The 23,994-nt window shown below is 69.9% G+C and carries 23 protein-coding genes and 1 pseudogene; 10 read left to right on the top strand and 14 right to left on the bottom strand.

Annotated elements, in window-relative coordinates; all coding sequences use genetic code 11:
* Positions 1–3: 3 nt before the first annotated feature.
* The 3 genes from ACZ6Z4_RS21945 to ACZ6Z4_RS21935 form a co-directional block, all read right to left on the bottom strand.
* Positions 4–951, bottom strand: a complete 948-nt coding sequence (locus ACZ6Z4_RS21945) for an SPFH domain-containing protein (RefSeq protein ID WP_465567378.1) — start codon at positions 949–951, stop codon at positions 4–6.
* Entirely contained in the window at positions 951–1,244 is a 294-nt protein-coding gene (locus ACZ6Z4_RS21940; protein WP_465567375.1) for a hypothetical protein, read from the bottom strand. The genes ACZ6Z4_RS21945 and ACZ6Z4_RS21940 overlap by 1 nt, the downstream gene beginning before the upstream one ends.
* A gap of 281 nt (positions 1,245–1,525) precedes the next feature.
* Complete coding sequence (locus ACZ6Z4_RS21935) at positions 1,526–2,233, bottom strand: TetR/AcrR family transcriptional regulator (RefSeq protein WP_465567372.1); 708 nt, start codon at positions 2,231–2,233, stop codon at positions 1,526–1,528.
* Between the two features lie 95 nt (positions 2,234–2,328).
* On the opposite strand from ACZ6Z4_RS21935, the gene ACZ6Z4_RS21930 reads away from it, so the two are divergent.
* Complete coding sequence (locus ACZ6Z4_RS21930) at positions 2,329–4,500, top strand: MMPL family transporter (RefSeq protein WP_465567369.1); 2,172 nt, start codon at positions 2,329–2,331, stop codon at positions 4,498–4,500.
* Here the strand turns inward: ACZ6Z4_RS21930 and pdxH are convergent.
* Entirely contained in the window at positions 4,469–5,092 is a 624-nt protein-coding gene (pdxH, locus tag ACZ6Z4_RS21925; RefSeq protein ID WP_465569251.1) for a pyridoxamine 5'-phosphate oxidase, read from the bottom strand. The genes ACZ6Z4_RS21930 and pdxH overlap by 32 nt on opposite strands.
* Before the next feature lie 19 nt (positions 5,093–5,111).
* Entirely contained in the window at positions 5,112–5,669 is a 558-nt protein-coding gene (locus ACZ6Z4_RS21920) for a hypothetical protein (RefSeq protein WP_465567366.1), read from the bottom strand.
* A gap of 101 nt (positions 5,670–5,770) precedes the next feature.
* Here ACZ6Z4_RS21920 and ACZ6Z4_RS21915 point away from each other — a divergent pair, with 101 nt between their 5' ends.
* Positions 5,771–6,883 carry a citrate synthase 2 gene (locus ACZ6Z4_RS21915; RefSeq protein ID WP_465567363.1) on the top strand — a complete coding sequence of 371 codons (1,113 nt, stop codon included), beginning with the start codon at positions 5,771–5,773 and terminating at the stop codon, positions 6,881–6,883.
* Positions 6,884–6,887: 4 nt separating this feature from the next.
* Here the strand turns inward: ACZ6Z4_RS21915 and ACZ6Z4_RS21910 are convergent, their stop codons facing one another.
* Complete coding sequence (locus ACZ6Z4_RS21910) at positions 6,888–7,661, bottom strand: helix-turn-helix domain-containing protein (protein ID WP_465567359.1); 774 nt, start codon at positions 7,659–7,661, stop codon at positions 6,888–6,890.
* A 100-nt stretch (positions 7,662–7,761) separates the two neighbouring features.
* Between ACZ6Z4_RS21910 and ACZ6Z4_RS21905 the strand changes: the two genes are divergently transcribed.
* Positions 7,762–8,595 carry a phytanoyl-CoA dioxygenase family protein gene (locus ACZ6Z4_RS21905; RefSeq protein ID WP_465567356.1) on the top strand — a complete coding sequence of 278 codons (834 nt, stop codon included), beginning with the start codon at positions 7,762–7,764 and terminating at the stop codon, positions 8,593–8,595.
* An 18-nt stretch (positions 8,596–8,613) separates the two neighbouring features.
* Here the strand turns inward: ACZ6Z4_RS21905 and ACZ6Z4_RS21900 are convergent, their stop codons facing one another.
* Positions 8,614–9,084, bottom strand: a complete 471-nt coding sequence (locus ACZ6Z4_RS21900; protein ID WP_465567353.1) for a YkvA family protein — start codon at positions 9,082–9,084, stop codon at positions 8,614–8,616.
* A 54-nt stretch (positions 9,085–9,138) separates the two neighbouring features.
* Positions 9,139–9,717 (bottom strand): DUF6058 family natural product biosynthesis protein, encoded by a 579-nt coding sequence (locus tag ACZ6Z4_RS21895; protein WP_465567350.1) that lies wholly within the window; start codon positions 9,715–9,717, stop codon positions 9,139–9,141.
* A gap of 156 nt (positions 9,718–9,873) precedes the next feature.
* On the opposite strand from ACZ6Z4_RS21895, the gene serC reads away from it, so the two are divergent.
* Positions 9,874–10,998: a phosphoserine transaminase gene (gene serC / locus ACZ6Z4_RS21890; RefSeq protein WP_363665821.1), complete on the top strand. Its 1,125-nt coding sequence runs from the start codon at positions 9,874–9,876 to the stop codon at positions 10,996–10,998.
* Between the two features lie 42 nt (positions 10,999–11,040).
* On the opposite strand, the gene ACZ6Z4_RS21885 is transcribed toward serC, so the two are convergent.
* The gene (locus ACZ6Z4_RS21885; RefSeq protein ID WP_465567347.1) at positions 11,041–11,691 is read right to left on the bottom strand and encodes a DUF1345 domain-containing protein; all 651 of its coding nucleotides are present in this window, start codon (positions 11,689–11,691) and stop codon (positions 11,041–11,043) included.
* A gap of 144 nt (positions 11,692–11,835) precedes the next feature.
* On the opposite strand from ACZ6Z4_RS21885, the gene ACZ6Z4_RS21880 reads away from it, so the two are divergent.
* Positions 11,836–13,563, top strand: coding sequence for a molybdopterin-dependent oxidoreductase (locus ACZ6Z4_RS21880; RefSeq protein ID WP_465567344.1), 1,728 nt, complete (start codon positions 11,836–11,838; stop codon positions 13,561–13,563).
* Between the two features lie 75 nt (positions 13,564–13,638).
* On the top strand, positions 13,639–14,688 hold the full coding sequence (locus ACZ6Z4_RS21875; protein ID WP_465567341.1) for a tellurite resistance/C4-dicarboxylate transporter family protein: 1,050 nt from the start codon (positions 13,639–13,641) through the stop codon (positions 14,686–14,688).
* Positions 14,689–14,889: 201 nt separating this feature from the next.
* Here ACZ6Z4_RS21875 and ACZ6Z4_RS21870 read toward each other — a convergent pair whose 3' ends face one another.
* On the bottom strand, positions 14,890–15,414 hold the full coding sequence (locus tag ACZ6Z4_RS21870; RefSeq protein WP_465567338.1) for a DapH/DapD/GlmU-related protein: 525 nt from the start codon (positions 15,412–15,414) through the stop codon (positions 14,890–14,892).
* A gap of 135 nt (positions 15,415–15,549) precedes the next feature.
* Between ACZ6Z4_RS21870 and ACZ6Z4_RS21865 the strand changes: the two are divergent.
* A pseudogene (locus tag ACZ6Z4_RS21865) lies at positions 15,550–16,065 on the top strand (helix-turn-helix domain-containing protein); the annotation flags it as partial.
* Between the two features lie 90 nt (positions 16,066–16,155).
* Complete coding sequence (locus ACZ6Z4_RS21860; RefSeq protein WP_465569249.1) at positions 16,156–16,824, top strand: LysR substrate-binding domain-containing protein; 669 nt, start codon at positions 16,156–16,158, stop codon at positions 16,822–16,824.
* A gap of 1,143 nt (positions 16,825–17,967) precedes the next feature.
* Here ACZ6Z4_RS21860 and ACZ6Z4_RS21855 read toward each other — a convergent pair.
* The 3 genes from ACZ6Z4_RS21855 to ACZ6Z4_RS21845 form a co-directional block, all read right to left on the bottom strand.
* Positions 17,968–19,101: a hypothetical protein gene (locus ACZ6Z4_RS21855; protein ID WP_465567335.1), complete on the bottom strand. Its 1,134-nt coding sequence runs from the start codon at positions 19,099–19,101 to the stop codon at positions 17,968–17,970.
* Positions 19,098–20,363, bottom strand: coding sequence for a class I SAM-dependent methyltransferase (locus ACZ6Z4_RS21850; RefSeq protein ID WP_465567332.1), 1,266 nt, complete (start codon positions 20,361–20,363; stop codon positions 19,098–19,100). The genes ACZ6Z4_RS21855 and ACZ6Z4_RS21850 overlap by 4 nt, the downstream gene beginning before the upstream one ends.
* A 73-nt stretch (positions 20,364–20,436) precedes the next feature.
* The gene (locus tag ACZ6Z4_RS21845) at positions 20,437–20,790 is read right to left on the bottom strand and encodes a hypothetical protein (RefSeq protein ID WP_465567330.1); all 354 of its coding nucleotides are present in this window, start codon (positions 20,788–20,790) and stop codon (positions 20,437–20,439) included.
* 167 nt (positions 20,791–20,957) lie between these two features.
* Here ACZ6Z4_RS21845 and ACZ6Z4_RS21840 point away from each other — a divergent pair, with 167 nt between their 5' ends.
* Both ACZ6Z4_RS21840 and ACZ6Z4_RS21835 read left to right on the top strand, forming a co-directional pair.
* Entirely contained in the window at positions 20,958–21,521 is a 564-nt protein-coding gene (locus ACZ6Z4_RS21840; protein ID WP_465567327.1) for an ArsR/SmtB family transcription factor, read from the top strand.
* Positions 21,518–22,807, top strand: coding sequence for an MFS transporter (locus ACZ6Z4_RS21835; protein WP_465567324.1), 1,290 nt, complete (start codon positions 21,518–21,520; stop codon positions 22,805–22,807). Before ACZ6Z4_RS21840 ends, ACZ6Z4_RS21835 begins: the two co-directional genes overlap by 4 nt.
* On the opposite strand, the gene ACZ6Z4_RS21830 is transcribed toward ACZ6Z4_RS21835, so the two are convergent.
* On the bottom strand, positions 22,740–23,846 hold the full coding sequence (locus ACZ6Z4_RS21830; RefSeq protein ID WP_465567320.1) for a hypothetical protein: 1,107 nt from the start codon (positions 23,844–23,846) through the stop codon (positions 22,740–22,742). The genes ACZ6Z4_RS21835 and ACZ6Z4_RS21830 overlap by 68 nt on opposite strands.
* Positions 23,847–23,994: the final 148 nt, after the last annotated feature.

Below are 23,994 nucleotides of genomic sequence, written 5' to 3'. Positions count from 1 at the left end.
GGGTCAGCGCGGCGTCTGCGTCGGGGTCGGCACCGGGATGCTGACGTTGCCGTTCTGCGGGATCACCATGAACTGGATCTTGCCCGACTCGATCGCCGACTTCAGCAGGTAGCCGTTCGAGCCGAGCAGCGCGACCTGCTGCTTGACCGACATCAGCTCGACGTTGACCTGCTGGTTCTTCTGCTCCTGGGCCTGCTTGGCCAGCTCGGCGCGCTGCTTGGCCTCCAGGCCGTCGATGATGCCCTTGTCCAGCGGCGTCGGCTTCTGGATCGTGAACGACAGCTCGCCGCAGGCGTTGTTGCCCGTGTACGACGGCCCACAAAAGTAGTCGCCACCGACAGCGGCCGGCAGCAGCCGGGTGAACTCCTTGGCCGCCGCGGTCTGGAACGCGGACTTCTTCGCCTCGTTGTTGTACAGCTCGGCCCAGTTGTAGTTGGTGCCGACGGCGGCGAGCGCGCGGTCGATCTGCGGCCGGAAGTACGACTGCAGCATGTCGTTCCAGCCGCGGTCCTCGTAGGCCTCGGTCTTCAGCCCGATCCGCTCGTGGAACGACTGCAGCACCGCCTCCTGGCGGTTCAGCGTGAAGTAGACCTGGACCCGGACGCCGAGCCGGACGTTGTCCTTGCTGACGACGGTGACCTCGTCGGCGTTGTCGGTGTCCGCTCCGGCGCCGCCGATGATGTACGAGCGCTGGTCGATCGGGTAGCTGTAGACCGTGTCACCGGGACCGATCAGCTGGTTGGTCGCACCCGGCGGGATGATCGACTTGAACTTCTTGTCCTCGACCACACCGCCGCCGTAGTGCAGGCCGATCTTGTTCGCGTCGGTGTCGGCGAAGTTGAACAGGTTGGCCAGCACGATGATCAGCAGCACCAGGACGATCCCACCGCCGATCAGCTTGCCGGCGACACCGCCCTTCTTCGTGACCGTGGTGGTCCCCAGCTTGGCCATCAACTGTCGAGCTCCTTGCGTTCGGTCAGCCGCCGGATGTCGGCGAGCGTCAGGTCTGCGGTCACCGCGACGTCGCGCGGGACCGACGGGTGGGAGCTGAGCGTACGCAGGCCCTGCTCCGCGGCCGCGACCGCCTTCTCCAGCGCCCGGACCTCCTGCACCAGCGCCTTGGTCTCGCCGGTCAGCTCGATCACGGAACGCTCCGCGAGGGCGGCCCGGCGGTACGACGCCCAGGCGAACCAGGCGGTTCCGACGAGCAGGATCAGTACGGGGAGTCCGAGCCGGAAGACCATGGGCTCATGGGATCACGAAAACTGGTTGAACGGCGGTCTTTCGCGACGTAGGTTCTGAGTACACGCGAAGGGAGGTGGTCCTTGCATGATGTGCAACCGGACTCGTGAGGTGGCGGCGGTCTGACCGTCAACCACTAGCAGCACGTGGGCTATGTGGTCAGGCAATTCAACGCCTGCCACCGGACCCGCAGACAGCCAGGAAAGTCCGCCTGGCCCAGTGTTCGGCCACCCGGTCGTGTCTCTGGAAGCGTCTGCGGGTCTTTTTCTTTGCGCCGTAGGGCTTATTGCGCGACCGGCGGGCAGTCGAGGCCGAGCGCCTCGCCGATCTCGCGCAGCTGCGCGTCGAAGTACGCCGCCGCGTCCTCCAAGGCCCAGTGCAGCTGGCCGAAGACCTCCATGCAGATCAGGCCGTACAGCCGCGTCCAGTAGGTCAGCGACAGGTAGACCGCGCCCGGCGGCATCCCCTCGAAGAACTCCGACTTCTGGGTCAGCTGCGCGACCAGCTCCGGGCCGAGGAACTCCTCCGGCGGGCTCGGGAACGGCTGCTGCCGGTACACCTTCGCGACCAGGTCCTTGAACACCGCCCCGAAGCGCATCGCCGCCTGATGGCTCGGGGTCAGCTCGTGATCGACCGCCTCGGGGTTCGGCACCGGCGCCCCGAACAGCAGGCCGAACTCGGCCGGGTGCTTCAGCGCCCAGGTCCGCAGGCCCCCGGCGACCAGGAAGAGCTGCTCGCCGAGATCCGTGCTGGTGTCGCGCTCGGCGAGCAGGTACGCCGTCAGCTCGTCGTACAGGTCGGCGACGACGGCGGCGATCAGGTCCTCGTGGCTCGCGAAGTACCGGTAGAGGGCCGGCGCGCTGAGGCCCAGCTCGCGGGCGACCGCGCGCAGCCCGACCGCGCTCGCGCCACCCGCGACCAGCAGCTTGCGCGCGGCCGCCTTGATCTCGGCGACCGTCTCCGCGCGCTGGCGGTCCCGTCTCGTTTCCACGCTCAGCTCCCTTGACAACTGAGTGAACACCGTTAACAGTTAACGGTGTTCACGTCGGTGATCACTGTTCAATGTACGCCCTCGGGAGGGGTCCTGTGTTCGAGACGCTCGGTAGGTTCACGTATCGGCGCCGCCGCCTGGTCCTCGCGCTGACCGGGGTGTTCGTGGTCGCCGCGCTGGTCTGGGGCACCGGGGTCTTCGGGTCGCTGGCCAACGGCGGGTTCGAGGCGCCGAACACCGAGGCGGCGCGGGCGGTCCGGACGATCGAGCAGACGGTCGGACGGACGGGGACCGATGTGATCGTGCTGTACCGCGGGTCGACCTCTGTTGCCGATCCGGCCTACCGAGCAGCCGTCGAGGGTCACCTCAACGGGCTGCCTCGTTCCGAGGTGGTCAGCAGTGCGACGTACTGGTCCACTCGATCACCGGCTTTCGTTGCTGAGGACAAGCGCACGTCGTACGCCGTACTGACGCTGGCCGGGGCGGATCCCGAGGAACGGCTCGCGTCGTTCCACAAGATCGCTGACGCCGTGCGGGCGGCGCCCCCTGGGCTGGACGTCCAGGTCGGTGGCGAGGTCGCGGTCTTCGACGAGGTGAACACGCAGACCGAGCACGACATCGTCCAGGCCGAGACCATCTCGCTGCCGATCGTGCTGGTCCTGCTGGTGGTCGTCTTCGGCGGACTGGTCGCGGCGAGCCTGCCGCTGTTCGTCGGCGGGCTGTCGATCCTCGGCGCGTTCGTGGTGCTGCGGGCGCTCAGCCTGATCACCGACGTGTCGGTGTTCTCGATCAACATCGTGACGATGATCGGTTTCGGGTTGGCGATCGACTACGCGCTGTTCGTGGTGACCCGGTTCCGCGAGCAGCTCGCGGCCGGCGACGACGTCGAGGCCGCGCTGGTCCGGACGATGGCCACGGCCGGGCGGACGGTCGCGTTCTCCGGCGTGACCGTGGGCGTGGCGATCTCGAGCCTGGTGCTGTTCCCGGTGATGTTCCTGCGCTCGATGGCGTACGGCGGCGCGGCCGCTGTCGCGGTGGCGATGGTTGCCGCGCTCACCGCGTTGCCGGCGCTGCTCGGCGTGCTCGGGCACCGGGTGAACAAGCTGCGGCTGCCGGTCTTCCGGCGTGGTGTCGGCGTTTCGGATCACGGCGCCTGGTACCGGTTGGCGCAGAGTGTGATGCGGCGGCCGGTGCGGTACGTCGTGGTGCTGGTGCCGTTGATGCTGGTGCTCGGGATTCCTTTCCTGCAAGCGCAACTGGGCGGGGTGGATCATCGGGCGCTGCCGGATGGGGCGTCGAGTCGTGAGGTGACGGAGACGCTGCAGCGGGACTTCGCGGGGGCGGGCGGGTCCGACGTGTTGGTGGCGGTGCGGTTTGCTTCGCCGCCTGCTGATGCTGCTGCTTCGCTGGCTGGGTATGTGTCCTCGTTGCGGCAAGTTCCGGATGTGGAGAGCGTTCGGGTGGGTGGCGTGGCGGACGGGGTCGCGTCGGTGGTCGTGCACACGCACTACACCGCGCAGGAGCTGCCCGCCCGCGACGTCGTACACGCGGTGCGTGCTGTCGCCGCGCCGCCGGGAACGACAGTCGAGGTCGGCGGCGAGACGGCGTCGCTGATCGACCTGCTCGACGTCCTGGCCGAACGGGCGCCGTGGATGGCCGGGTTCATCGTGCTGATCACGTTCATGCTGCTGTTCGTTGCCTTCGGCTCCTTGGTGCTGCCGGCCAAGGCGCTGCTGATGAACGTGCTGTCACTGTCCGCGTCGTTCGGGGCGATGGTCTGGATCTTCCAGGACGGCAACCTGTCCGGGCTGCTCGACTTCACCCCCGCGGGCTTCCTCGACGCGACCAACCCGGTGCTGCTGTTCGCCGTCCTGTTCGGGCTGTCGATGGACTACGAGGTGTTCCTGCTCAGCCGGATCCGCGAGGAGTACGACCGCACCGGCGACAACACGCAGGCCGTCGCGCTCGGGCTGCAGCGGACGGGCGGGATCATCACGAGCGCCGCGCTGCTGCTGATCATCGTCGTCGCGGCGTTCGCGACGTCGGGGATCGTGTTCGTGAAGATGATCGGCGTGGGGCTGGTGATCGCGATCCTGCTCGACGCGACCGTCGTACGGGCGTTGCTGGTACCGGCGACGATGCGGCTGCTGGGGCGTGCGAACTGGTGGGCGCCCGCGCCGCTCGCGCGGTGGTGGAGACGGCACGGCTTCCGTGAAGAAGCCTCTGAACCGAAAGTCATGGCTGGAGCCGGAGCAGCTCCCAAGTAGTTCCCTTCCGCTGGTAGGCCAGCCGGTCGTGCAGGCGACCGGTTCGGCCCTGCCAGAACTCGAACCGCGTCGGCTCGATCCGGTACCCACCCCAGAAGTACGGCGTTGCGATCTCCGTCCCCTCCGGCCACTGCCGTTCGTACGACGCGTACTGCAGATCCAGCTCCTCCCGCGACTCCACCGGCTGCGACTGCTGCGACGCCCACGCCCCCAACTGCGAGCCCCGCGGCCGGCTGGCGAAGTACGCGTCGACCTCCTCCTCGGGCAGCTTGCTTGCAGTCCCCTCCACGCGCACCTGCCGCTCCATCGCGTGCCACGGGAACACCAGCGCGCAGGCCGGGTTCGCTGCGAGGTCGTCGCCCTTGCGGGACTGCTGGTTGGTGTAGAACACGAAACCGCGCTCGTCCAGCCCCTTCAGCAGCACGGTCCGCGCCGACGGCCGGTGGTCGGCGTCGACCGTCGCGAGCACCATCGCGTTCGGCTCGGCCAGCCCGGCCTCGGTGGCCTGGGCGAGCCAGATGCCGAACTGCTTGACCGGGTCGGCATCGACCTGTGCCTCGAGCAACTCGCCGAGCCCGTACGTCTCCCGCATGTCAGCTAGATCCACACCCCTAGTGTGGCCGGTCCTGCGGGAAGCTCTGGCCCGGGTGGTAGCCGCCGGGCTGCTGCGGACCGGCGTACGGGCCGGGCTGCGGCCCCGGGTGGAGGCCCGGCTGCGCCTGGCTGTCCAGGTAGTACGGCGGCATCGTGCGCTTGGCGTCGACGACCATCCGCCGTACGCCGGCGATGAGCAACGCGATCCCGACCACCAGCAGTACGCCGTCCGTCAGCAGGAACCCTCCGCCGCGTGGCGTCGTACCGGGCAGCTCGAACAGCTTGATCAGGTCGGCGGCCCGCATGATCGGCAGCACCTGCACCGCGAGCCCGAGCCCGGTCAGCAGCAGGCCCACCCCGGTCATCACGCCCGAGCCCAGCGCTCTGGGCGACATCGCCGCGCCCAGCACCAGCCCGACGGCGACCAGCGCCAGCAGCCAGGGCACGCTCTCCGTCTGCAGGTCCTCGAACCGCTGCATCCGCCGCAGGTACAGCTCGGTCCCGGCGTACGAGGCGACCGCCACCGCCACCCAGCCGATCACGACTCCGACCACCACACCGATGACTGGCTTCATCTGTCGAGCCTAGGCGCCGAACCGGTCACAGATCTGTCCGCCGGGCGAGGCGGCGAACTATGCTGCCGGAGCGCCTACCAAGACAAGGGAGTCACAGGCTGATGTCAGATCCTAAGACCGAAGTCCAGCACGGCCTCGAGGGCGTCGTCGCGTTCGACACTCAGATCGCCGAGCCGGACAAGGAAGGTTCGGCGCTGCGCTACCGCGGTGTCGACATCGAGGATCTGGTCGGCCGGGTGCCGTTCGAGAACGTCTGGGGCCTGCTGGTCGACGGCGCGTTCACGCCCGGCCTGCCGCCGGCCGAGCCGTTCCCGCTGCCGGTGCACACCGGTGACGTGCGGGTCGACGTACAGTCCGCGCTGGCGATGCTCGCTCCCGCCTGGGGCCTGCGGCCGCTGTACGACATCGACGACGTCCAGGCCCGCGACGACCTGTCCCGCGCCGCGGTGATGGCACTCTCGTACGTCGCCCAGGCGGCCCGCGGCATCGGCCAGCCGATGGTCCCGCAGCGCGAGGTCGACAAGGCCACCACGATCACCGAACGCTTCATGATCCGCTGGCGCGGCGAACCCGACCCCAAGCACGTCAAGGCCGTCGACGCCTACTGGACGTCCGCCGCCGAGCACGGCATGAACGCCTCCACGTTCACCGCCCGCGTCATCGCCTCCACCGGCGCCGACGTGGCCGCCGCCCTGTCAGGCGCCGTCGGCGCGATGTCCGGGCCCCTCCACGGCGGCGCCCCCGCGCGCGTCCTCACGATGATCGAAGGCGTCGAGAAGAGCGGCGACGCCCGCGCCTACGTCAAGGGCCTGCTGGACGACGGCGAACGCCTGATGGGCTTCGGCCACCGCGTCTACCGCGCCGAAGACCCGCGCGCCCGCGTCCTCCGCCGTACTGCGCGGGAGCTCGACGCCCCGCGCTACGAGGTCGCCGAGGCGTTGGAGCAGGCCGCACTGACCGAGCTCCGCGAACGCCGCCCGGATCGTGTGCTGGAAACCAACGTCGAGTTCTGGGCCGCGATCGTCCTGGACTTCGCCGAGGTGCCTCCGCACATGTTCACCTCGATGTTCACGTGCGCCCGCACGGCAGGTTGGAGCGCCCACGTGCTGGAGCAGAAGCGCACGGGGCGGTTGATCCGGCCGTCGGCCATCTACTCGGGCCCGGCAACTCGCCCCGCTACCTCCATTGAAGGCTGGAACGACAACTGGTCTTGAGTTTCTAACGCACCGGTCGGTCGTCGCTCGGCGATCGGCCGGTGCGTTGTTTGTACTGGCGGCTGAAGTACGGCACGTCCGTGTAGCCCAGGGCCGCGGCCGTCTGCGTCACCGTCATCCCGCTCTCGGTCAGCAGCTGGTGTGCCCGGTCGATCCGCGCCTGGATCAGGAACTGCGCCGGCGTACTCCCCTGGTGCGCCAGGAACCTGCGCGTGAACTGCGCCCGCGACAGCGCCGCGTGCTGTGCCATCTCCCCCACCGACCAGTCCCGCCCGGGATCCTGCCGGATCGCCTGGGCGACGTCGTCGACGACCTGGTCCCCCGCCGTCCGGCCTTTGTCGTGCGCAGCTTCCCACACCATCGCGAGTAGTTGCTCCAGGCAAAGTTCTGCTTGCCTGAGGCCGAGCGCGTCCTGCCGTCGGTACGCCGAGTCCGCGGCCTTCGCCAGCGCGCCGAGCAGCACGCGATCCTGTACTTCGCCCCAACGCTGGTCGGAGACGACGTCCGCCGTACGCCACGCGTCGTTCACCGGCTCGAAGTGCATCCCGAAGACCAGCAGTCGCCGCTTGGGATCGTGCGCGGCCGTCGGCGCGTCGCCCGGCGCGAACACCGCGCACGTCCCCGGCGTCAGCTCCTTGACCCGCCCATCCAGCTCCAGCCGGCCGATGCCCTCCAGCACACACCACAGCAGGTGATCGCCGAGCGCCGGCGACACCCACGTCCAGCTCGGTTCGCAGCGCCAGAAGGTCGGCGGCGACAGCAGTCGCACGCGGTTCACCAGTCCGATCGGATGCGTCAAAGGTTCAACCTCTTGCGTCGTTCGTGCATCGCCGTTCGCGTTGCCGGCTTTCAGACTAGACGTACCAGAGGAGGCAGGGATGAGCGTTTCGTTCAAGGACGAGTTCGACCGCGACGGGTACACGCTGGCGCGCGGGCTCTTCGGCACCGCCGAGGTCGAGCAGCTGCGCGAGCACTACATGGTGCTCCGCAAGCGCGACCGGTACGCCAACGACCTCGTCGGTGTCGAGGCCGGCAGCCGCGACCCGCTGAAGCGGTACCCGCGGATGGCCCAGATGCACCGCTGGGACGAGCTGTCGCTGCAGTGGATGATCGACGACCGGCTCGACCAGGTGATGACCGCGATCCTCGGGCGGTCGCCGTACGCCGTGCAGACGATGCTCTACTTCAAACCCCCGGGCTCCCGCGGCCAGGCGCTGCACCAGGACAACTTCTACCTGAAGGCCGAGCCGGGCACCTGCGTCGCCGCCTGGATGGCGCTCGATCACGTCGACGTCGCGAACGGGTGTCTGCAGGTCGTCCCCGGCAGCCACCGCTGGCCGATCCTGTGCACGGAGAAGGCCGACACGAAGGTCAGCTTCACCGACATCACCGTCCCGCTGCCCGCGCCGGACGCCGCCGTACCGGTGGTGATGGAGCCGGGCGACGTGCTGTTCTTCCACGGCGCGCTGGTCCACGGCAGCGCGCCGAACGTCACCGATGACCGCTTCCGGCGCGCGCTGATCGGCCACTACATCCAGGGCGAGGCCGAGCAGGTCGCCGAGTACTACCACCCGGTGCTCCGGATGGACGGTACGACGCTGGAGCTGGGCGTCTCGGTAGGAGGCGGCGAGTGTGGTGAGTGGGTGGAGACGGAGGACGGGCCGGTCGCCGTACTGACGGGGACGGAGTCGATCTCCCGCAAGCACGAGTAGCCGCCGCGCGCGACCGGCTCAGGGCCGCAGGCGCTTCTCCTGGTCGCGCTCGTGCCGCAGGTACAGCCCGGCGGCGGTCGACACGCTGGTGAACAGCCATGCGGCGACACCAGCGTCGTCGGCCACCCCGATGATCGGCAGCAGCTCAGGCAGTACGTCGATCGGCGACACCAGGTACAGCACGGCGAAGCCCCACAGGGCCATCCGGCTCGTCGGCAACCCCGGGTACTGCCCGCTGCGCGCCGCCCGGATCAGCCGCGGCAGCGCCTTCGCCCGCTCGAACACGTCCCCCACCGGCTCCGGCTCGCCACGCTCGCGCCTGCGGCGGCGTACGACCTGCTTCCGCCACAGCCCCAGCCCGACGGCTGCCGCACCCAGCACCAGCAGCACGACCCCGAGCCCCACCGCCGGCACCCCGGCGACGTCCCCGTCCCTGAAGACGAGCGTCACCAGCCCGATCAACGCCAGCAGCCCACCGAAGAACACCATCCACCAACTCTAGGGCGCAGCGCGACCACGCACCGGCGCAGCGCGGCCGGGTCGTCAGGGCAGCGAGCTCTCCGAAGCGTGCTGCGACAGGCGCTGCCGGACCGCCGTGATGTGCGTGTCCCGCGACACCGGACCGTCGAACCGCAGCCGGTCGTACCCCGTGAACTCAGGTTCCAGCGCGTCCAGCTCGTCCACGTACGTCGTGAGCTCCACCGGGTCCGTCGTCCGGTCGATCGCCTCGAGCAGCGCGGTCTTGCGCTGCATCGTCACCGGCGTGACCGAGCGCAGGCAGACGTTCTGCCCACTCAGGTACGACTCCCACTCCTCGTCAGCCGTCGCAGGATCCGCCCACTGGCCCACGAACCACTCGCGCACGTTGTCGAGCCCGACCTCAGCGGCCGGCGCGAACAGATCCGCCGGCACCATCTCCGCGCCGTCCGAGCGCAGGTAGCTCGGGATCGGCAGCCGCCCGTCGAGCATCCAGCCGCGCACCTCGTCCACGTCGTACCCGGTCTCCTCGCACAGTTCGCCCAGCTCCCGGTACTGACGGGTGACGTAGGCGTCGTCCGCCGGCGTCATCGGGTGCGTGCCGTTGATCTCCAGGTACCGCCGCCGTACCGCCTCTTGTCCCATACCGGCACGCTAGTGCCGGGTCGTTTCGGCGTACGCCGAACTGTCGGTGTCCGCGATCTGGGGCCGGTGGAGGGGTGTGCCGGGGGTGTGGAAGACTGGAGAGTGCTGACAGCGTCGTCGGCGAGGAACCAGCCAGACGACGAAGGGACACCGCTGGTGACCAGCGACATTGTCATTCCCGCAGAGCTCAAGCCCGCCGACGGCCGGTTCGGCGCCGGACCGTCGAAGGTCCGCCCCGAGGCTGTCGCCGCGCTGGCGACCGAGGGCGCGAAGCTGCTCGGCACCTCGCACCGGCAGGCGCCGGTGAAGAACCTGGTCAAGCGCGTGCAGGACGGCGTCGCGGACCTGTTCAACCTGCCCGACGGGTACCAGGTGGTGCTCGGCAACGGCGGGTCGACCGCGTTCTGGGACATCGCGACGTTCGCGCTGATCCGGGAGAAGAGCCAGCACCTGAGCTTCGGCGAGTTCTCCTCGAAGTTCGCGAAGGCCGCGCAGCAGGCGCCGCACCTGGGTGAGCCGACGGTGGTCAAGGCCGACCCGGGCACCCGTCCGGTCGCGGTCGCCGAGGCCGGCGTCGACCTGTACGCCTGGCCGCACAACGAGACCTCCACCGGCGTGATGGCGCCGGTCAAGCGCGTCGCCGGCGCCGACGAGGGCGCCCTGGTCGCGATCGACGCGACCTCCGGCGCGGGCGGTCTGCCGGTCGACCTGAACGAGGTCGACGCCTACTACTTCGCGCCGCAGAAGTGCTTCGCCTCCGACGGCGGCCTGTGGATCGCGATCCTGTCCCCGGCCGCGCTGGCCCGGGTCGAGGAGATCACCGCGAGCGGCCGCTGGATCCCGGCGTTCCTGGATCTCGCGACCGCGATCGACAACTCCAGCAAGAACCAGACCTACAACACGCCGTCGCTGTCCACGCTGTTCCTGATGGCCGAACAGACCGACTGGATCAACAGCCAGGGCGGCCTGGAGTGGAGCGTCGCGCGCACCACCGACTCCAGCAACCGGCTGTACACCTGGGCCGAGAAGTCCGACTACGCGACGCCGTACGTCGAGGACGCCGAGGCCCGCTCGCTGGTGATCGGCACCATCGACCTGGACGACTCGATCGACGCCGCCGCGGTCGCCAAGACGCTGCGCGCCAACGGCATCGTCGACACCGAGCCGTACCGCAAGCTCGGCCGCAACCAGCTGCGGGTCGCGATGTTCCCGGCCGTCGACCCCGACGACGTCGAGAAGCTGACCCAGGCGATCGACTTCACCGTCGACGCGCTGCGCTGAGCCTGGTACGGAGAGAGCCCCGGCCGGTCCGGCCGGGGCCTCTCAGGCGCCCGCGAGGTACGAGGTGACGATCGTGATCGCCACGGCCAGGATCAAGGTGTTGAAGAAGAACGCCAGCACGCCGTGGAACAGCACCTGCCGCCGCATCCGGCGACTTGTCACGGTGACGTCGGTGGTCCCGAACGTCGTCCCCACCGCGACCGCGAAGTAGGCGAAGTCGACCACTGCCGGGTCGCCCTGCGCGCCCGGGAACTCCAGGCCGCCCTCCTCGGCGTACAGGCTCGAGCAGGCGATCGCGAACCCGATCTGCAGGGTCAGCCAGCAGCTCAGGACCGCGAACACGCAGATCGCGACGACCAGGTTCGGCGGCGCCCCGAGGTCGCGGGCGTTCGGCATCGCGATCACGGTCGCCACCAGCGCCACCACCGCGGCACCCTGCGAGACCTGCTCCGGCGGCGACACCAGCAGCCGGTCGGTCAACCGCCGCCGCCGCCGCGACCCCAGCGCCATCGCGCGCACCTCGGCCGGGCCGAGCTTGCGGTAGGCCAGCCAGGTCAGCGTCAGGTACCCGACGGCGTAGAAGTCCCAGGCCGCCAGCATCTTCACCACCAGCTCGCCCGGCACGAGCGCGCACAGCACGCCCAACGGCATCGCCAGCAACTGTCGCGCCGCCTCCCGGCTCCACCACCTCATGAGGCGCCATCGTAGAGACCCGGCGGTCCGGCCCGTCCCCGGATCGCGACGAAACCGCAGGGTTCGAGGGCCCTGCGGCGCGGGAGCGCGTGCTTAGACTGATCGGGTTGGGACCGTCCGGAGCTGACCTGGAAGGACCACGCCGTGACGAACCCGGGCTTTCGCGACGAGCTGGACACCGAGCACCACGAGCGGGTCGGCGACCGGTGGGCCGGCGGACTGCCCGCGCAGTACGGCGTCGCCCCGCGGGTGCGGATCGGGCGGAGCAAGTGGTTCAACCTGCTCTGGCTGCTGCCGATCGGCGGCGTGCTGCTGATCGCCGGGGTCGCGGTCGCCCAGGGGCTGCGCGGCACTTCCGGCGTACAGGCGTTCATCGAGCGGCATCCCGGTGCGGCGCCTCAGGCCGCCGGTACGCCGGTGGGCATCCCGGCGTGGCTCGGCTGGCAGCACTTCCTGAACCTGTTCCTGATGATCTTCATCATCCGCTCGGGCCTGTCGATCCTCGCCGACCACCCGCGGCTGTACTGGTCGAAGCACTCCACGCCCGGCTCGGAGTGGTACCGGATGAACCGGGCGGTGCCCGACGACCCGGCGTACACGGCGAAGGCGGACTCGCTCACCCTGCCCGACCACGTCGGGCTACCCGGGCGGCGGCACTCGATCGGCCTCGCGCGGTGGTGGCACCTCGGGATCGACGTGCTGTGGCTGCTGAACGGGATCGTGTTCTTCGTGCTGCTGTTCGCGACCGGGCAGTGGCGGCGCCTGGTGCCGACCGGGTGGGAGATCTTCCCCGGCGCGGTGTCGGTGGGGATCCAGTACCTGTCGCTCGACTGGCCGCTGGAGAACGGGTGGAACGGCTACAACAGCCTCCAGCTGCTCGCGTACTTCCTGACCGTCTTCGTCGCGGCGCCGCTCGCGCTGCTGACCGGGCTCGGGATGTCGCCGGCGCTGTCGACGCGCTTCCACCGGCTCAGCTCGGTGCTCAGCATCCAGCTGGCGCGGTCGCTGCACTTCCTGGTGATGGTCTGGTTCGTGTTCTTCGTGGTCGTGCACGTGACGCTGGTCTTCACGACCGGTGCCCTGCGCAACCTCAACCACATGTACGCCGCCAACGACGGCGACTCCTGGCTCGGCTTCGGGATCTTCGCGGCGTCGATGGCCGTGGTGGTCGTCGCGTGGGTCGCCGCGACGCCGGCCACCTACCGCCACCCGCGACTCGTCCGCCGGATCGGCTTCGCGCTGATCGGGCCGGCGCAACGGCTGTTCGAGCACATCGACTCCGAACCCGGCCGGTACACCGACGCCGACATCTCGCCGTACTTCTGGGCCAACGGGCGGCTGCCGGACACTCCGGAGTACCTGGAACTGCAGGCCGGGGACTTCCGCGACTACCGGCTGCAGGTGTACGGGATGGTCGAGAACCCGGTCGCGCTCAGCCTCGACGACCTGCGCGCGATGGCCGGGCACGAGCAGATCACCCAGCACTTCTGCATCCAGGGCTGGTCGGGCGTCGCGAAGTGGGGCGGCGTCTCGATGCAGACGGTTTTGAACGTGGTGAAGCCGGTCCCGGAGGCGCGGTGGGTCGTCTTCTACTCGTTCGCGCAGGGGTCGGAGGAGGGCATCTACTACGACGTCCAGCCGATCGAGCAGATGAGCTACCACCTGACGATGCTCGCCCTCGACATGAACGGCGGCCCGCTGCCCTTCCACCACGGCGCGCCCGTGCGGCTGCGCAACGAGACGCAGCACGGCTTCAAGATGGTCAAGTGGATCAAGGGCATCGAGTTCGTCGCGGATCTGGAGGAGATCGGCGGCGGGCTCGGCGGCTACAACAACGACCATGAGTTCTTCGGCTACCGGCAGAGCATCTGAGCGCGGGGTGGTGAGGTGGCTGTTGGGAGCGTTGGGCGGGCGCTGAGTGAGTCCGTGCGGGGCGGCGTCAGGGCGGTGGGTGGGTCCGTGCTGGCCGGCGTACGGGCGCTGGGAGGGTCCGTGCTGGCCGGCGTACGGGAGTGGCCGCCCGCCGCGTTCTCGGTGGTGATGGGGTCGGGGATCACGTCCACCGCGCTCGAGCGCGCTGGGGCCGGTGGGTGGTCGATCCCTCCGCTGGTGGCAGCACTGATTGGCTTCGTGCTCCTGCTGGGAGTCGCGGTCGCACGGCTGATCGTGATGCCAGGTGCGGTGGTGAGCAGCTTCAAGAAGCCGCCACAGGCTTTCGGGTACTTCACGGTCGTGGCCGCCGCGAGCGTTCTCGCCGTACGGCTCAAGTCGGCTGGACTCGACACAGTCGCCGTCGGCTTCGCCGTCTTCGCGGTGGTGGTCGGCGTCGTCACGCTGTACGTCGTACCGGCTGCGCTCGTCGTACGGTCTGGCACACGGGCGGACGAGCCCGGCCCGGACGGGAGCTGGCTGCTCTGGGTGGTCGCCCTGGAGTCACTCTGCCTGGTCGTCTGCACAGTCGACCTCAACCTCCCAGCCGTCGCCGCCATCGCCTTCGGCCTGTGGAGCAGCGGCGTCCTCCTCTACCTCATCCTCGCAGCGCTGGTCCTGAGCCGACTCCTCACGAGACCGATGACAAGCGACTCGCTGCTCCCGAGCTACTGGATCCTCAGCGGGGCAACGGCAATCTCCTCCCTGGCCGCCATCCGCCTCCTCGACGTACGCCCCGAACCCACCTTCGTCGAAGACCTCCGCCCCGCAATCACCGGCGCCGCCTTCGCCCTCTGGTCCTTCGGCACCTGGTGGATCCCCCTGCTGCTGGCGCTTGGCGCGTGGCGGTATGCCGCGGGCCACTACCGGGCGCGGTATGAGCTCGGGCTGTGGAGCATCGTGTTCCCGCTGGGGATGTTCAGCACGGCGTCGATCGCCTTGGGGAATCTTGTCGCTCTTCCATCTGTCACCTATCTGGGCAAGCTCGTCGCGGGCCTGGCGGGAGTGTGCTGGGCGATCACGCTCGGCGCGCTGCTGGTGAGGTCGGTCCGTGGGAGCCGGGACTGACCGCGGCGGCAGCTACAGCTACGCGGCGCCGCGCCGCGCGAGCGCGACCGGATCCGAACCTCCACCGACAGCAACGGCGCTCGACGTGATGCCATGCGCGCAGCTGCGCATGGTGGGAACCCTGCGCACACCGCAACGCTGATCGCGTGCACCTCTCCCCCGCCCGGCCGTGTTGACCGCGACAACGGGAGGGCGGATGCGTCAGTCGAGCTGGCGGACAACGCGGGCGGGCGTACCGGCGACAAGGGTGCGGGGTGGGACGTCGCGGGTGACGACGGCACCGGCGGCTACTACCGCGTCGGCGCCGATGGTGACTCCTTGGAGGATGATCGCGGAGGCCCCGATCCAGACGTTCGCGCCGACCCGGATCGGAGCCGCGGTGATGCCGGAGCGGCGTTGTGCGGGGGCGACCGGGTGGCCGGAGGTGATCAGGCTGACGTTCGGGCCGAGCATCACGTGGTCGCCGAGCTCGATCCCGCCGACGTCGTTGAAACGGCAGCCCTGGTTGACAAAAACGTGCCGGCCGACCCGCACGTTGACGCCGTGATCGGAGTAGACCGGCGGGATCAACCGGAACGTGTCGTCAACGGCACGCCCCGTGAGCTCGCCCCATCTAGCACGGATCGCTGGCTGGTCGTCGTACGGGACGGTGTTGAGCTGCTCGGTGAGCCGGATCGCGCGCGCGACACGCTCCCCGAAGTCGGGTGGGATCGGGAGGATTTCCATACCGCGCAGCCAACCAACCGGTCGAGCGGCACCGCAAACAACCAGACACGCAGGCCGGTACAACACGCGGTTGTCCACGCTCGACCCCGGCGGCCGCTTGCGCCTGTATTTGCGCGCGGCTCGGGGTCGACCTCGGTGCCTCGCGCCTGCACCCGCCCAGCGCTCGGGTCGACCTCGGCACCGCCCCACGCCTGCACTCACCCGGCGCTCGGGGCCAACCTCAGCGCCGCCTCACCCCTGCACTCGCCCGGCGCTCGAGGTCGGCCTCTGAGTCCGCCTTGCAGGGTCGATCTCGAAGGCCGCCTCGCACCCTGCACGGGTGCTGAGTGGACACCGGAGCGCCGCCTGCTGCTCGAATCCCCGCCGGGTGTCCGGCGGATCGCCGGTGGGTTCGCGGCGGCTGATCGGGCGGCTTGCTGCTTGCCCGGCGGGACTCGGGGGCGGTTTCTTCGGTGGTTGGCGTCGTACAGTGCCGGGGTGGATCTCGGGGCGGTGCGGACGTTCGTGGTGGCTACCGAGGCGGGGCAGTTTCAGGCGGCGGCCGATGAGCTTGGGGTGACTCAGCAGGCTGTGTCCAAGCGGATCGCCGTGTTGGAACGGCAGCTTGGGGTGTTGTTGTTCGCTCGGTCTCCGCGAGGTGCGCAGCTCAGTGCCGACGGTCGGGCGTTTCTGCCGTACGCGCGGGAGTTGCTCCGGGCCGCGGAGCGGGCGGAGGCGGCTGTTCTCGGGGGTCGTCGGCCGTTGCGGATCGATGTTCTGAATCGGAGGACCGCGCCGGCTACGGCGCTGCTCGCCTTCCATCAGGAGCATCCGGCGATCGAGCTGGACGTCGTGACGCTGCCCGACGCCTCGGCGGAGGCCGCTGTCGCTGCGGTGGCTGACGCGAGTGTCGACGCGACCTTCCGGTCCTTGCGGGAACCGGCTGCGTCGGTCGGTTCGCCGTTGCGGGCGGAGCGGGTGATCGACGACCTCCACCAGTTGCTGGTCGGCCCTCGGCATCCGCTGGCGTCGGTTGGGCGGCTCACGCTCGCCGAGCTCGCGTCGTACTCGATTTGGATGCCAGGGCTGCAGGGCGGCACCGAGTGGGGTGCGTACTACCCGCAGCTCGCGGCGGAGTTCGGGCTGCGGATCGACACCGCGGGGCCCAGCTTCGGCGTCGAGGTGATGCTCGAACGGCTCGCGGGGTCCGCTGAGCTCGCGACGTTCGTCGGTACCGGGTCGCGGTACCTGTGGCCGGAGACGTATGACCTGCGGCGGATCGACATCGTCGATCCGACGCCGGTGTACCCGCACTCGATCGTGTGGCGCGAGGACAACCGGCACCCCGGGCTGATCGCGTTCGTCGAGCACCTGCGAGGGATCCGCACGATCCCTGCGGGACGCGAGACCTGGTTGCCGCAGCCGGCCTGACGGCTGCTCCACGTACCGCGTCGGCGTCGGTACCAACCGGTCGGACGGTGCGGGTCGGAGCAGGTGCGGCCCGGTTTCGCTGGATGTGGGCAGGCGCGTGTCGGCGTGGGGTGCTAGCCGGGTACCGGCGCGAGGTGCTGGCGCGGCGGGGGCGCTGGGTGTTGGTGCGCGCGGGCGACGATCCGGGCCCGAGGTGCGCGCCGCCGCAGGTGGGCGCGAGGTGGGCCGGATGTTGGCGAGAGGTGCTCGCGCGGGTGTGAGGGCTCGGAGTACGGGCCGGGTGCCGGCGAGGCGTGCACGCGGGTACGTAGGGTGCGGATGCACACGGGTACGCGGGGTACGGATGCACGGGGGCGCGGGGTGCGGATGCACGGAGTGGGCGCTGGCACTAGGTGCGCTCCGGCGTGGGTGCGCCGAGTGCAAGTGGGCGCAGGCACGAGCGGGTGGATTGCGGGCGCGCGCGAGGTGCGCGTTGGTGCGGGGCGCGAGCGCGGTGCAGGGCGCGGGCGACGTACGGGGTGCTGGCGCGGGAGCGCGGTGCTTCAGGTGCAGGCGCGGGAGCGCGGTGCTTCAGGTGCAGGCGCGGGAACGCGGTGCGGGCAGGCTCGGCGAGGACGCGGGCGGCTGCGGGTGCCGGTGCAGGCGGGCGAGTCACGGGTGGGTGCGATGTGGTCCGGGCGCGGCGCGGCCGTGGACTCGGGAGGGTGCGATGCGGCTCGGGCGGGGACGGGGCGGCGGGGGATGTGGTCGCGGCGCGAGTGCGTGAGCAGCGCGAGCGTACGCGGGGCAGGTTGCGAGTACGGGCGCGGTGCTGCGCGGGTGCAGGCGGCGTCGGCGTGGGCGCGAGGCGGCGGTAAGCGCGGGGAGGCGGGCGCAGTGCGGTGAGACCGGCTGCGTGCGTGGGTGTGGCGTAGGCACGTGGCGGCGGCGTAGGTGCAGCACGGTGAGGCCGCGGGGTGCGTGGGTGCGGTGCGCGAACGTGGGGCGGTGCGGGTGCGCAGGGGGCGGCACGTGGGTGCGGCATGGTGCGGGTACGCAGTGCTGCGCGGGTGCGGGGTGCGCGGACGCAGGGTGCGCGGTGCGGCGCGGGTCTGCGGTGCGAGTGCGCAGTGCGGTGTGGGGGTACGGGCTCGAGAACGCCGGTCAGATGGCGCGGCGGCGGCCGTGGGGGTCGGGTGGGGGTTGGCCGGTTAGGCGGGCGTTTTCGGCCATTCGGTCTAGGCGTTCTCGGCGGCCTGGGGGGAACGTCAAGAAAGTGATGAGGATGGCGAAGAGGGCGGCGCCGATGAGGATCCAGCGGAGGTTGTGGGACTTTTTGGGGGTGCTGGAGTCGGTGGGGTCGGCGGCTTGGGTGGGGGTGGGTTTGGGGGTGGTGGGGGTTGCGGCTGGTTTGCGGGTGGGGACGGCGATCTCGTAGATCGCGGAGGACTTGCTGCCGATCAGGAGGGCGTTGCCGGAGTCGCTGAGGGCGATGGAGTCGCCTTGGGCGGTGGGGGTGGCGGTGCGGGCGATGACGTTGGGTTCGTCGGACCACTCGACGGTGGCGATGTCGGTTTGGCTGCGGAGGACTGCTTGGCTGCCGTCGGGGAGGAAGATGCCGTCGGTGACGCCGGCGGGGGCGTCGGCGATCTTGGTGAGCTCGTTGGTGCCTTCGATCGACGGTTCCTCGGGGGCGGCGTAGATGCCGGCCTTGCCGGAGGTGACCTTGGTGACGATGAACAGGCGGCGCGACTCGGGGTCGATCAGCAGGGTCTCGGCGTCGTGCGGGCCGTCGGGGTACTCGAAGTCGTAGCGGTGGAACTTCACCGCCTCGACGTCCTCGAGGTTGCTCGGCTCGGGGAACGTGAAGATCTCGACCAGGTCGCGGTTCTTCTTGTTGTCGCCGATGTCGGCGACGTAGATCGTGCCGCCCTTGTCGACCGCGATCGCCTCGACGTCCTTCACCGGGGGCTTCAGGCCGAGCACCGCCTGGACCTTGCCGGCGTTGTCGACACCGACCACCTCGGCGGAGCCGCCGGAGTCGTTGACCGTCCACCAGACGCCTTCGTAGTTCTGGCTGCGGGCCAGGCCTGAGGACTGGTCGACGCGGTCGTCGCGGATCGTGAAGCGCTTCTTCGGGGCCGGCGGCGGGTCAGCCTGCCGGGCGGCGGGGACGAAGCCGGCCGAACCCGAGGCACCGGCGGGAAGCGCCGAGGCAGCCCCGGCGGGGAGAGCCGCGCCGGTCAGGGTGAGGAAGCCGGCTGCTGTCGCGGCCAGGAGAGTGCGGAGCGCGCTCACGACACCGCCTTGCGGTCGGGATGCTGGATCAGGGTGGCGAGTCGCGGCGTGACCTGCCAGGCCGTGACCAGCTCCTCGTACTCGGCCCGGACCTCGGGGCCCGCGGTCGCTCCGGTTCGGGCGGCGCGCAGGAGGAGGTTGCGGGGCGTGTGCTCACTGTCCACGAACTGCACCACCTCCACCCGGTAGCCGACCTGTCGGAGCAGCGCCACACGCAACGAGTCCGTCAGCATGTCGGCGAGCCGCTCCCGAACGATGCCATACCGCGTCAAGGCCGCGTACGGCGCCGGTGGTACGACGCTCTTCAGCTGCTTTTGGATGTCGTGGTGGCAGCAAGGTGCCGCGAGGACCAGCGGCGCCTCCCAGCCGACCGCCCGGGCGAGCGCGTCGTCGGTCGCCGTGTCGCAGGCGTGCAGCGCCAGGACGACGTCCGGCCGGACCTCCAGCTGCGCCTCCGCGATGGTCGCGTCGACGAACCGCAGGTGGTCCTGCCAGCCGAGCGCCGCGACCCGCTGGGTGTTGCGGGCGCGGGCCGCCGGGTTGTGGTCGATCCCGATCATCCGTACGTCGTGCCCGGCGGCCGTGAGCAGGTGGTACGCCGCGAGCGTCAGGTACGCGTTGCCGCAGCCGAGGTCGACCACCTGCAACGGCCGGCCGGTCGCGATCCGGCCCGCCGCGACCGCCTCGTCGAGGGCCGGCGCGAGCAGCTTGCAGAACTCCTCGATCTGCTTGTACTTCGACTGCCGCGACGGCTTCACCCGGCCGTGGTGGTCGCTGATCCCGAGCTCGACCAGGAACGGCGCGGCCGGGTCGAGCAGCCGCTGCTTGGTCCGGTCGTGGTCGGTCCACTGCTCGCGCGACTCCTGCTCGCGGTGCAGCAGCAGCTTCCCCTTCTTGGTGTAGCGCATCCGCAGCGTCTCGGCGGTCGTCTCGACGTGCCAGTTCCCGTACGGCGCGCGCAGCAGCTCGTCGATCACCGCCTCGGCCTCCGCACTCCCGGCCGGGGCGTTGCGGGTGTGGGACTGCCGCTCGTCGAACTCCATGACCTGCAGGTGCCGGCCCGCCTTGAGGTCGACGTACCGCAGCTCGACGCGGTGGTACGCCGGGGCGTCGGCGCCGCGGCGGCGCCCCGATCCGATCGCCCGGACCAGGGTCTCCCGGCCGAGCAGGGCACCCCGGATCGCGCCCAGCGGACCGGACGCGCCGTCCGTGCCGCCCGGGTCCATGTCCGGGGTCGAGACCGGCTCCAGCTCGGTACGCATCGGGCCATTGTCTCCGACCTCCTCCTCGAGTCACAAAAGGGTCTCGTTCAGCCGCTGTCCGGGGTGTCGCCGGTCAGCTGATCTTCTCGTCCTCGCCGATCAGCCCGAGCCCTCGCAGCCGGGTGATGATCCCGCCCTGCTGGCGGCCGAGGGCGCTGCACAGCTCGTCCAGGGACGCCTTCTCGTTCCACATCGTCCGGAGCAGCTCCTCCTGCTCCTCGGTCCAGACCGTGAAGGCGTTCGGGTGCGCCTTGCGGGCCGCCTCGATCCGGCGCGTCATCGACCGGGTCGCGATCGGCTCCAGCGAGCGGATCCGGGCCTGCCGGTGCCGCCCGACCTCCTCGCCGTCGCGCCAGAACACGACGACCCCGTCGTCGAAGGTCATCAGGTCGGCCGGGACGTCGCAGTAGTCAGAGTCCTCGAGCATCACTCGCAGCATGGGTTCTACCTCCAGGTGTTGGGTGCTGTCGTGAACAAGGTGCCGCGATCCCGACCGCGACCCGGAGACGACTTCAGAACCTGTGGACAACCAAACCGCAAAGAAGTTTTGCAAAACCTCTTTGCAAACTGTCTTTGCAGTCCTACGCTCAGACCATGAGTGAGGACAACATTCAGCTCGAAGGCAAGATCCTGCGCGCACTGTCGCACCCGATGCGCAACCGGATCGTCGGCCTGCTGCGGATCCACGGACCGCAGACCGCGACCACGCTGGCCGGGCGTCTCGGCGTCAACACCGGAGCCACCAGCTACCACCTGCGTCAGCTCGCCGAGGCCGGGCTGGTCGAGGACGACGAGAGCCGCGGCAACGCGCGCGACCGGTGGTGGAAGGCCTCCCACATGGGGACCGACTTCGACGCCGCGGCGCTGCTGCAGACCGAGCCGGAGCTGACGATGGGCTTCCTGCACGGCATCGGCCAGACGTACGCCGAGAACATGTTCCGCGCGATCAACGGCTGGCAGACCCTCGACCCGGAGTGGCGCGAGGCGACGATGCTGTCCGACTGGGCGTTCCACCTCACGCCGGAGCAGGCCAAGGCGCTGAACGAGGAGCTGATGGCCGTGTTCGACAAGTACCGGACCGACCTGACCCAGCCCGCCCCCGAAGGCACGGAGAAGGTCAGCGTCCAGATCCAGACCTTCCCGTGGGAGCAGGAATGAGCACCCGGCAGCAGAAAGCGCCGCTGATCGCGTTCCTCGCGGCGAACGTGATCTCGATCTGCGGCACCCGGCTGAGCGCGATCGCGATCCCCTGGTTCGTGCTGATGACGACCGGCTCGCCGTTCAAGACCGGTCTGGTCGCGCTCGCCGAGATGCTGCCGCTCGTACTCTGCAAGGCCGTCGGCGGACCGCTGATCGACCGCCTCGGCGCGAAGCGGATCAGCGTGACGGCCGACGCGGCCAGCATGTTCGTGGTCGCGCTGATCCCTCTACTTCATTCCCTCGACCTACTGAGCTTCGCCGGCCTGCTCGTCGTCGTGGCCATAGCCGGAGCACTCCGCGGTCCAGGCGACGCGGCCAAGGGCACGCTCGTCCCCGACATCGCCACCGCGGCGAAGGTCCCGCTGGAGCGGGTCACCGGCTTGGAGAGCACCACCGAACGACTGGCCGGCCTGATCGCGTTCGGGCTCGCGGGCGCGCTGATCGCTCTGGTCGGCGAGGTGAACGCCCTGTGGATCGACGCCGCCTCGTTCGGACTCTGCGCGCTGCTGATCAAGCGCTGGATCCCCACGCTGCACAGCGACAAACAAGACGACGCCGAGGAAGGCACCTACCGCCAGCAACTCCACGAGGGCTGGACGTTCCTGCGCAGCGACCGCCTCCTGCTCTCCCTCGTGATCATGATCGCCGTCACCAACCTGTTCGACATGGCCTGGAGCGCGGTCATGCTCCCGGTCTGGATCCGCGACCACGGCTTCGGCCCGCCGGAGATCAGCCTCGTCCTGGTCTCGTTCAGCGTGATGGCCTCGCTGTTCGCAGGCCTGGCCTCCGCGATCGGCGACAAGCTCCCGCGAATGCTCGTCTTCACCGTCGCGTTCCTGATCTGCGGCGCACCGCGCTTCGTCGTGATGGCGTTCGACTCACCGCTCTGGACGCTCGTCGTCATCGCAGCGACCGCCGGAGTCGGCGCGGGTTTCATCAACCCGGTGCTCGGCGCACTGTTCATCGAGCGGATCCCCCGCCCACTGCTCGGCCGGGTCAACTCGCTCGGCGACGCGATGGCCTGGGTCGGCGTACCGCTGGGCGGTGTCGTCGCCGGCGCGATGATCGCCACGATCGGAATGACACCCGCACTCCTGGCCTCCGGAGCGATCTACTTCCTGGCCACGATGTCCCCGCTCGCCTTCGGGCGCAACGAGAACTGGGGCGGCCGGCAGCCTAGGCGGAGTCGTTCGGATCCTCAGGAAACAACGGACCATCAGGTGGCAGCTGCTTCGAGGCAATGACCGCAGCGGTCGGCTCGGCCTCGCGCCGCAGCCGATCGCGCTCCGCCCCGAGCAACCCCAGCAGCACCAGGTCGAGCAGCATCCCGCCCACCGCGGCGAACTGCGTTCCGGCGAACTGAAAGACCTGCGTCACCAGCAACGACACCAGTACGGCGAGCTCGAACAACCGCACCGCCCGCGCCCGATCACCGACCCGCAACCGCAGCGCCCCTCGGACCGTGAAAGTCGCCGACAGCACGCTCCCCGCCGCAACGCCCAACACCGGGAAGTCGGTCAGCAACTGCCCACGATCGAAGCGAATCCCAGCAGCGATCGCCGGCGCTCCCAGCGCCTGCACCACCAGTACGCCGACAGCAACAGTCGGCGCGAGCGGATGCGTGGCCAGCCGGTCGAAGCCCCGCCGCAACGCCTGCCAGGCCGCGTCGACCGGCGCGGCCAGCTCGACCTCGTCCGGCTCCACAGCACCAAGCAGCGCACGCGTCTCGCGCCGCCCACGCACGTCCGGCCCGACCTGTCGCAGCTGCTCCGACGCCTGCGCCAGCCGACGCCGTGAGAGCCCACCGGCCACGCCCTCGACCGCGAAGTCGACCACGTTCGCCAGCTGTTCGCGCGGATCGATCGGCCGCCGCGTCGTCACGAACCGGCTGCCGAGCACGATCAGCACGAACACGACGTACACGATCGCGGCCGTCGGTTGGTAGAAGTAGTTGTTGTCCGAGGTGACGAACTTGCCGACCTCGTCGATGAACAGACCGAAGCCGACACCGCCGATCAGGGCCGCGGCCGGCCGCACCACCGGGCCGACGTACGCGAGCAGGAGCACGATGCCGACCAGCATCAGCAGGCCGCCGGGCAGCACGTGCGCGATGTGCAGCCCTTTGCCGCCGATCTGCGGGTAGCCGCTCAGCTGCAGGATCAGCCGGGTGATCAGCACGGTCGCCACCCCGGACACCACGAAGGTGGTCAGGTGCTCGCCGCTGCGGACGTTGCGGACGAGTCCCGCCCTCATCAGGTACGGCGACCGCGGTGTGCTCGTCATCTGCCGGAGGTTACCGCGCACCGCCCGCCGGGCCTGATCCACGCTTGTGAATACGAATGCACCGACCTCTTGCGCATCCCACCGAGCCGTCCTAGCCTCTCGCCTAGTGGAAGTCTGATTTCACTTGGTGAGAACCCCCGGAGATCTG

Source organism: Kribbella sp. NPDC104740 (genome assembly GCF_055583505.1).
The sequence above is the reverse complement of the archived record's forward strand: the minus strand, read 5'-3'. Positions and strand labels throughout refer to the sequence as shown.

Excerpts from the sequence above, each read along its gene's own strand:
- ACZ6Z4_RS21835 (WP_465567324.1), top strand. The coding sequence starts at position 21,518 with ATGAGCACCCGGCAGCAGAAAGCGCCGCTGATCGCGTTCCTCGCGGCG.
- ACZ6Z4_RS21885 (WP_465567347.1), bottom strand. The coding sequence starts at position 11,691 with ATGAGGTGGTGGAGCCGGGAGGCGGCGCGACAGTTGCTGGCGATGCCG.
- ACZ6Z4_RS21850 (WP_465567332.1), bottom strand. The coding sequence starts at position 20,363 with ATGCGTACCGAGCTGGAGCCGGTCTCGACCCCGGACATGGACCCGGGC.
- ACZ6Z4_RS21830 (WP_465567320.1), bottom strand. The coding sequence starts at position 23,846 with ATGACGAGCACACCGCGGTCGCCGTACCTGATGAGGGCGGGACTCGTC.
- ACZ6Z4_RS21870 (WP_465567338.1), bottom strand. The coding sequence starts at position 15,414 with ATGGAAATCCTCCCGATCCCACCCGACTTCGGGGAGCGTGTCGCGCGC.
- ACZ6Z4_RS21915 (WP_465567363.1), top strand. The coding sequence starts at position 5,771 with ATGTCAGATCCTAAGACCGAAGTCCAGCACGGCCTCGAGGGCGTCGTC.
- ACZ6Z4_RS21900 (WP_465567353.1), bottom strand. The coding sequence starts at position 9,084 with ATGGTGTTCTTCGGTGGGCTGCTGGCGTTGATCGGGCTGGTGACGCTC.
- ACZ6Z4_RS21845 (WP_465567330.1), bottom strand. The coding sequence starts at position 20,790 with ATGCTCGAGGACTCTGACTACTGCGACGTCCCGGCCGACCTGATGACC.
- ACZ6Z4_RS21945 (WP_465567378.1), bottom strand. The coding sequence starts at position 951 with ATGGCCAAGCTGGGGACCACCACGGTCACGAAGAAGGGCGGTGTCGCC.
- ACZ6Z4_RS21940 (WP_465567375.1), bottom strand. The coding sequence starts at position 1,244 with ATGGTCTTCCGGCTCGGACTCCCCGTACTGATCCTGCTCGTCGGAACC.
- ACZ6Z4_RS21920 (WP_465567366.1), bottom strand. The coding sequence starts at position 5,669 with ATGAAGCCAGTCATCGGTGTGGTGGTCGGAGTCGTGATCGGCTGGGTG.
- pdxH (WP_465569251.1), bottom strand. The coding sequence starts at position 5,092 with ATGCGGGAGACGTACGGGCTCGGCGAGTTGCTCGAGGCACAGGTCGAT.
- ACZ6Z4_RS21905 (WP_465567356.1), top strand. The coding sequence starts at position 7,762 with ATGAGCGTTTCGTTCAAGGACGAGTTCGACCGCGACGGGTACACGCTG.
- ACZ6Z4_RS21895 (WP_465567350.1), bottom strand. The coding sequence starts at position 9,717 with ATGGGACAAGAGGCGGTACGGCGGCGGTACCTGGAGATCAACGGCACG.
- ACZ6Z4_RS21840 (WP_465567327.1), top strand. The coding sequence starts at position 20,958 with ATGAGTGAGGACAACATTCAGCTCGAAGGCAAGATCCTGCGCGCACTG.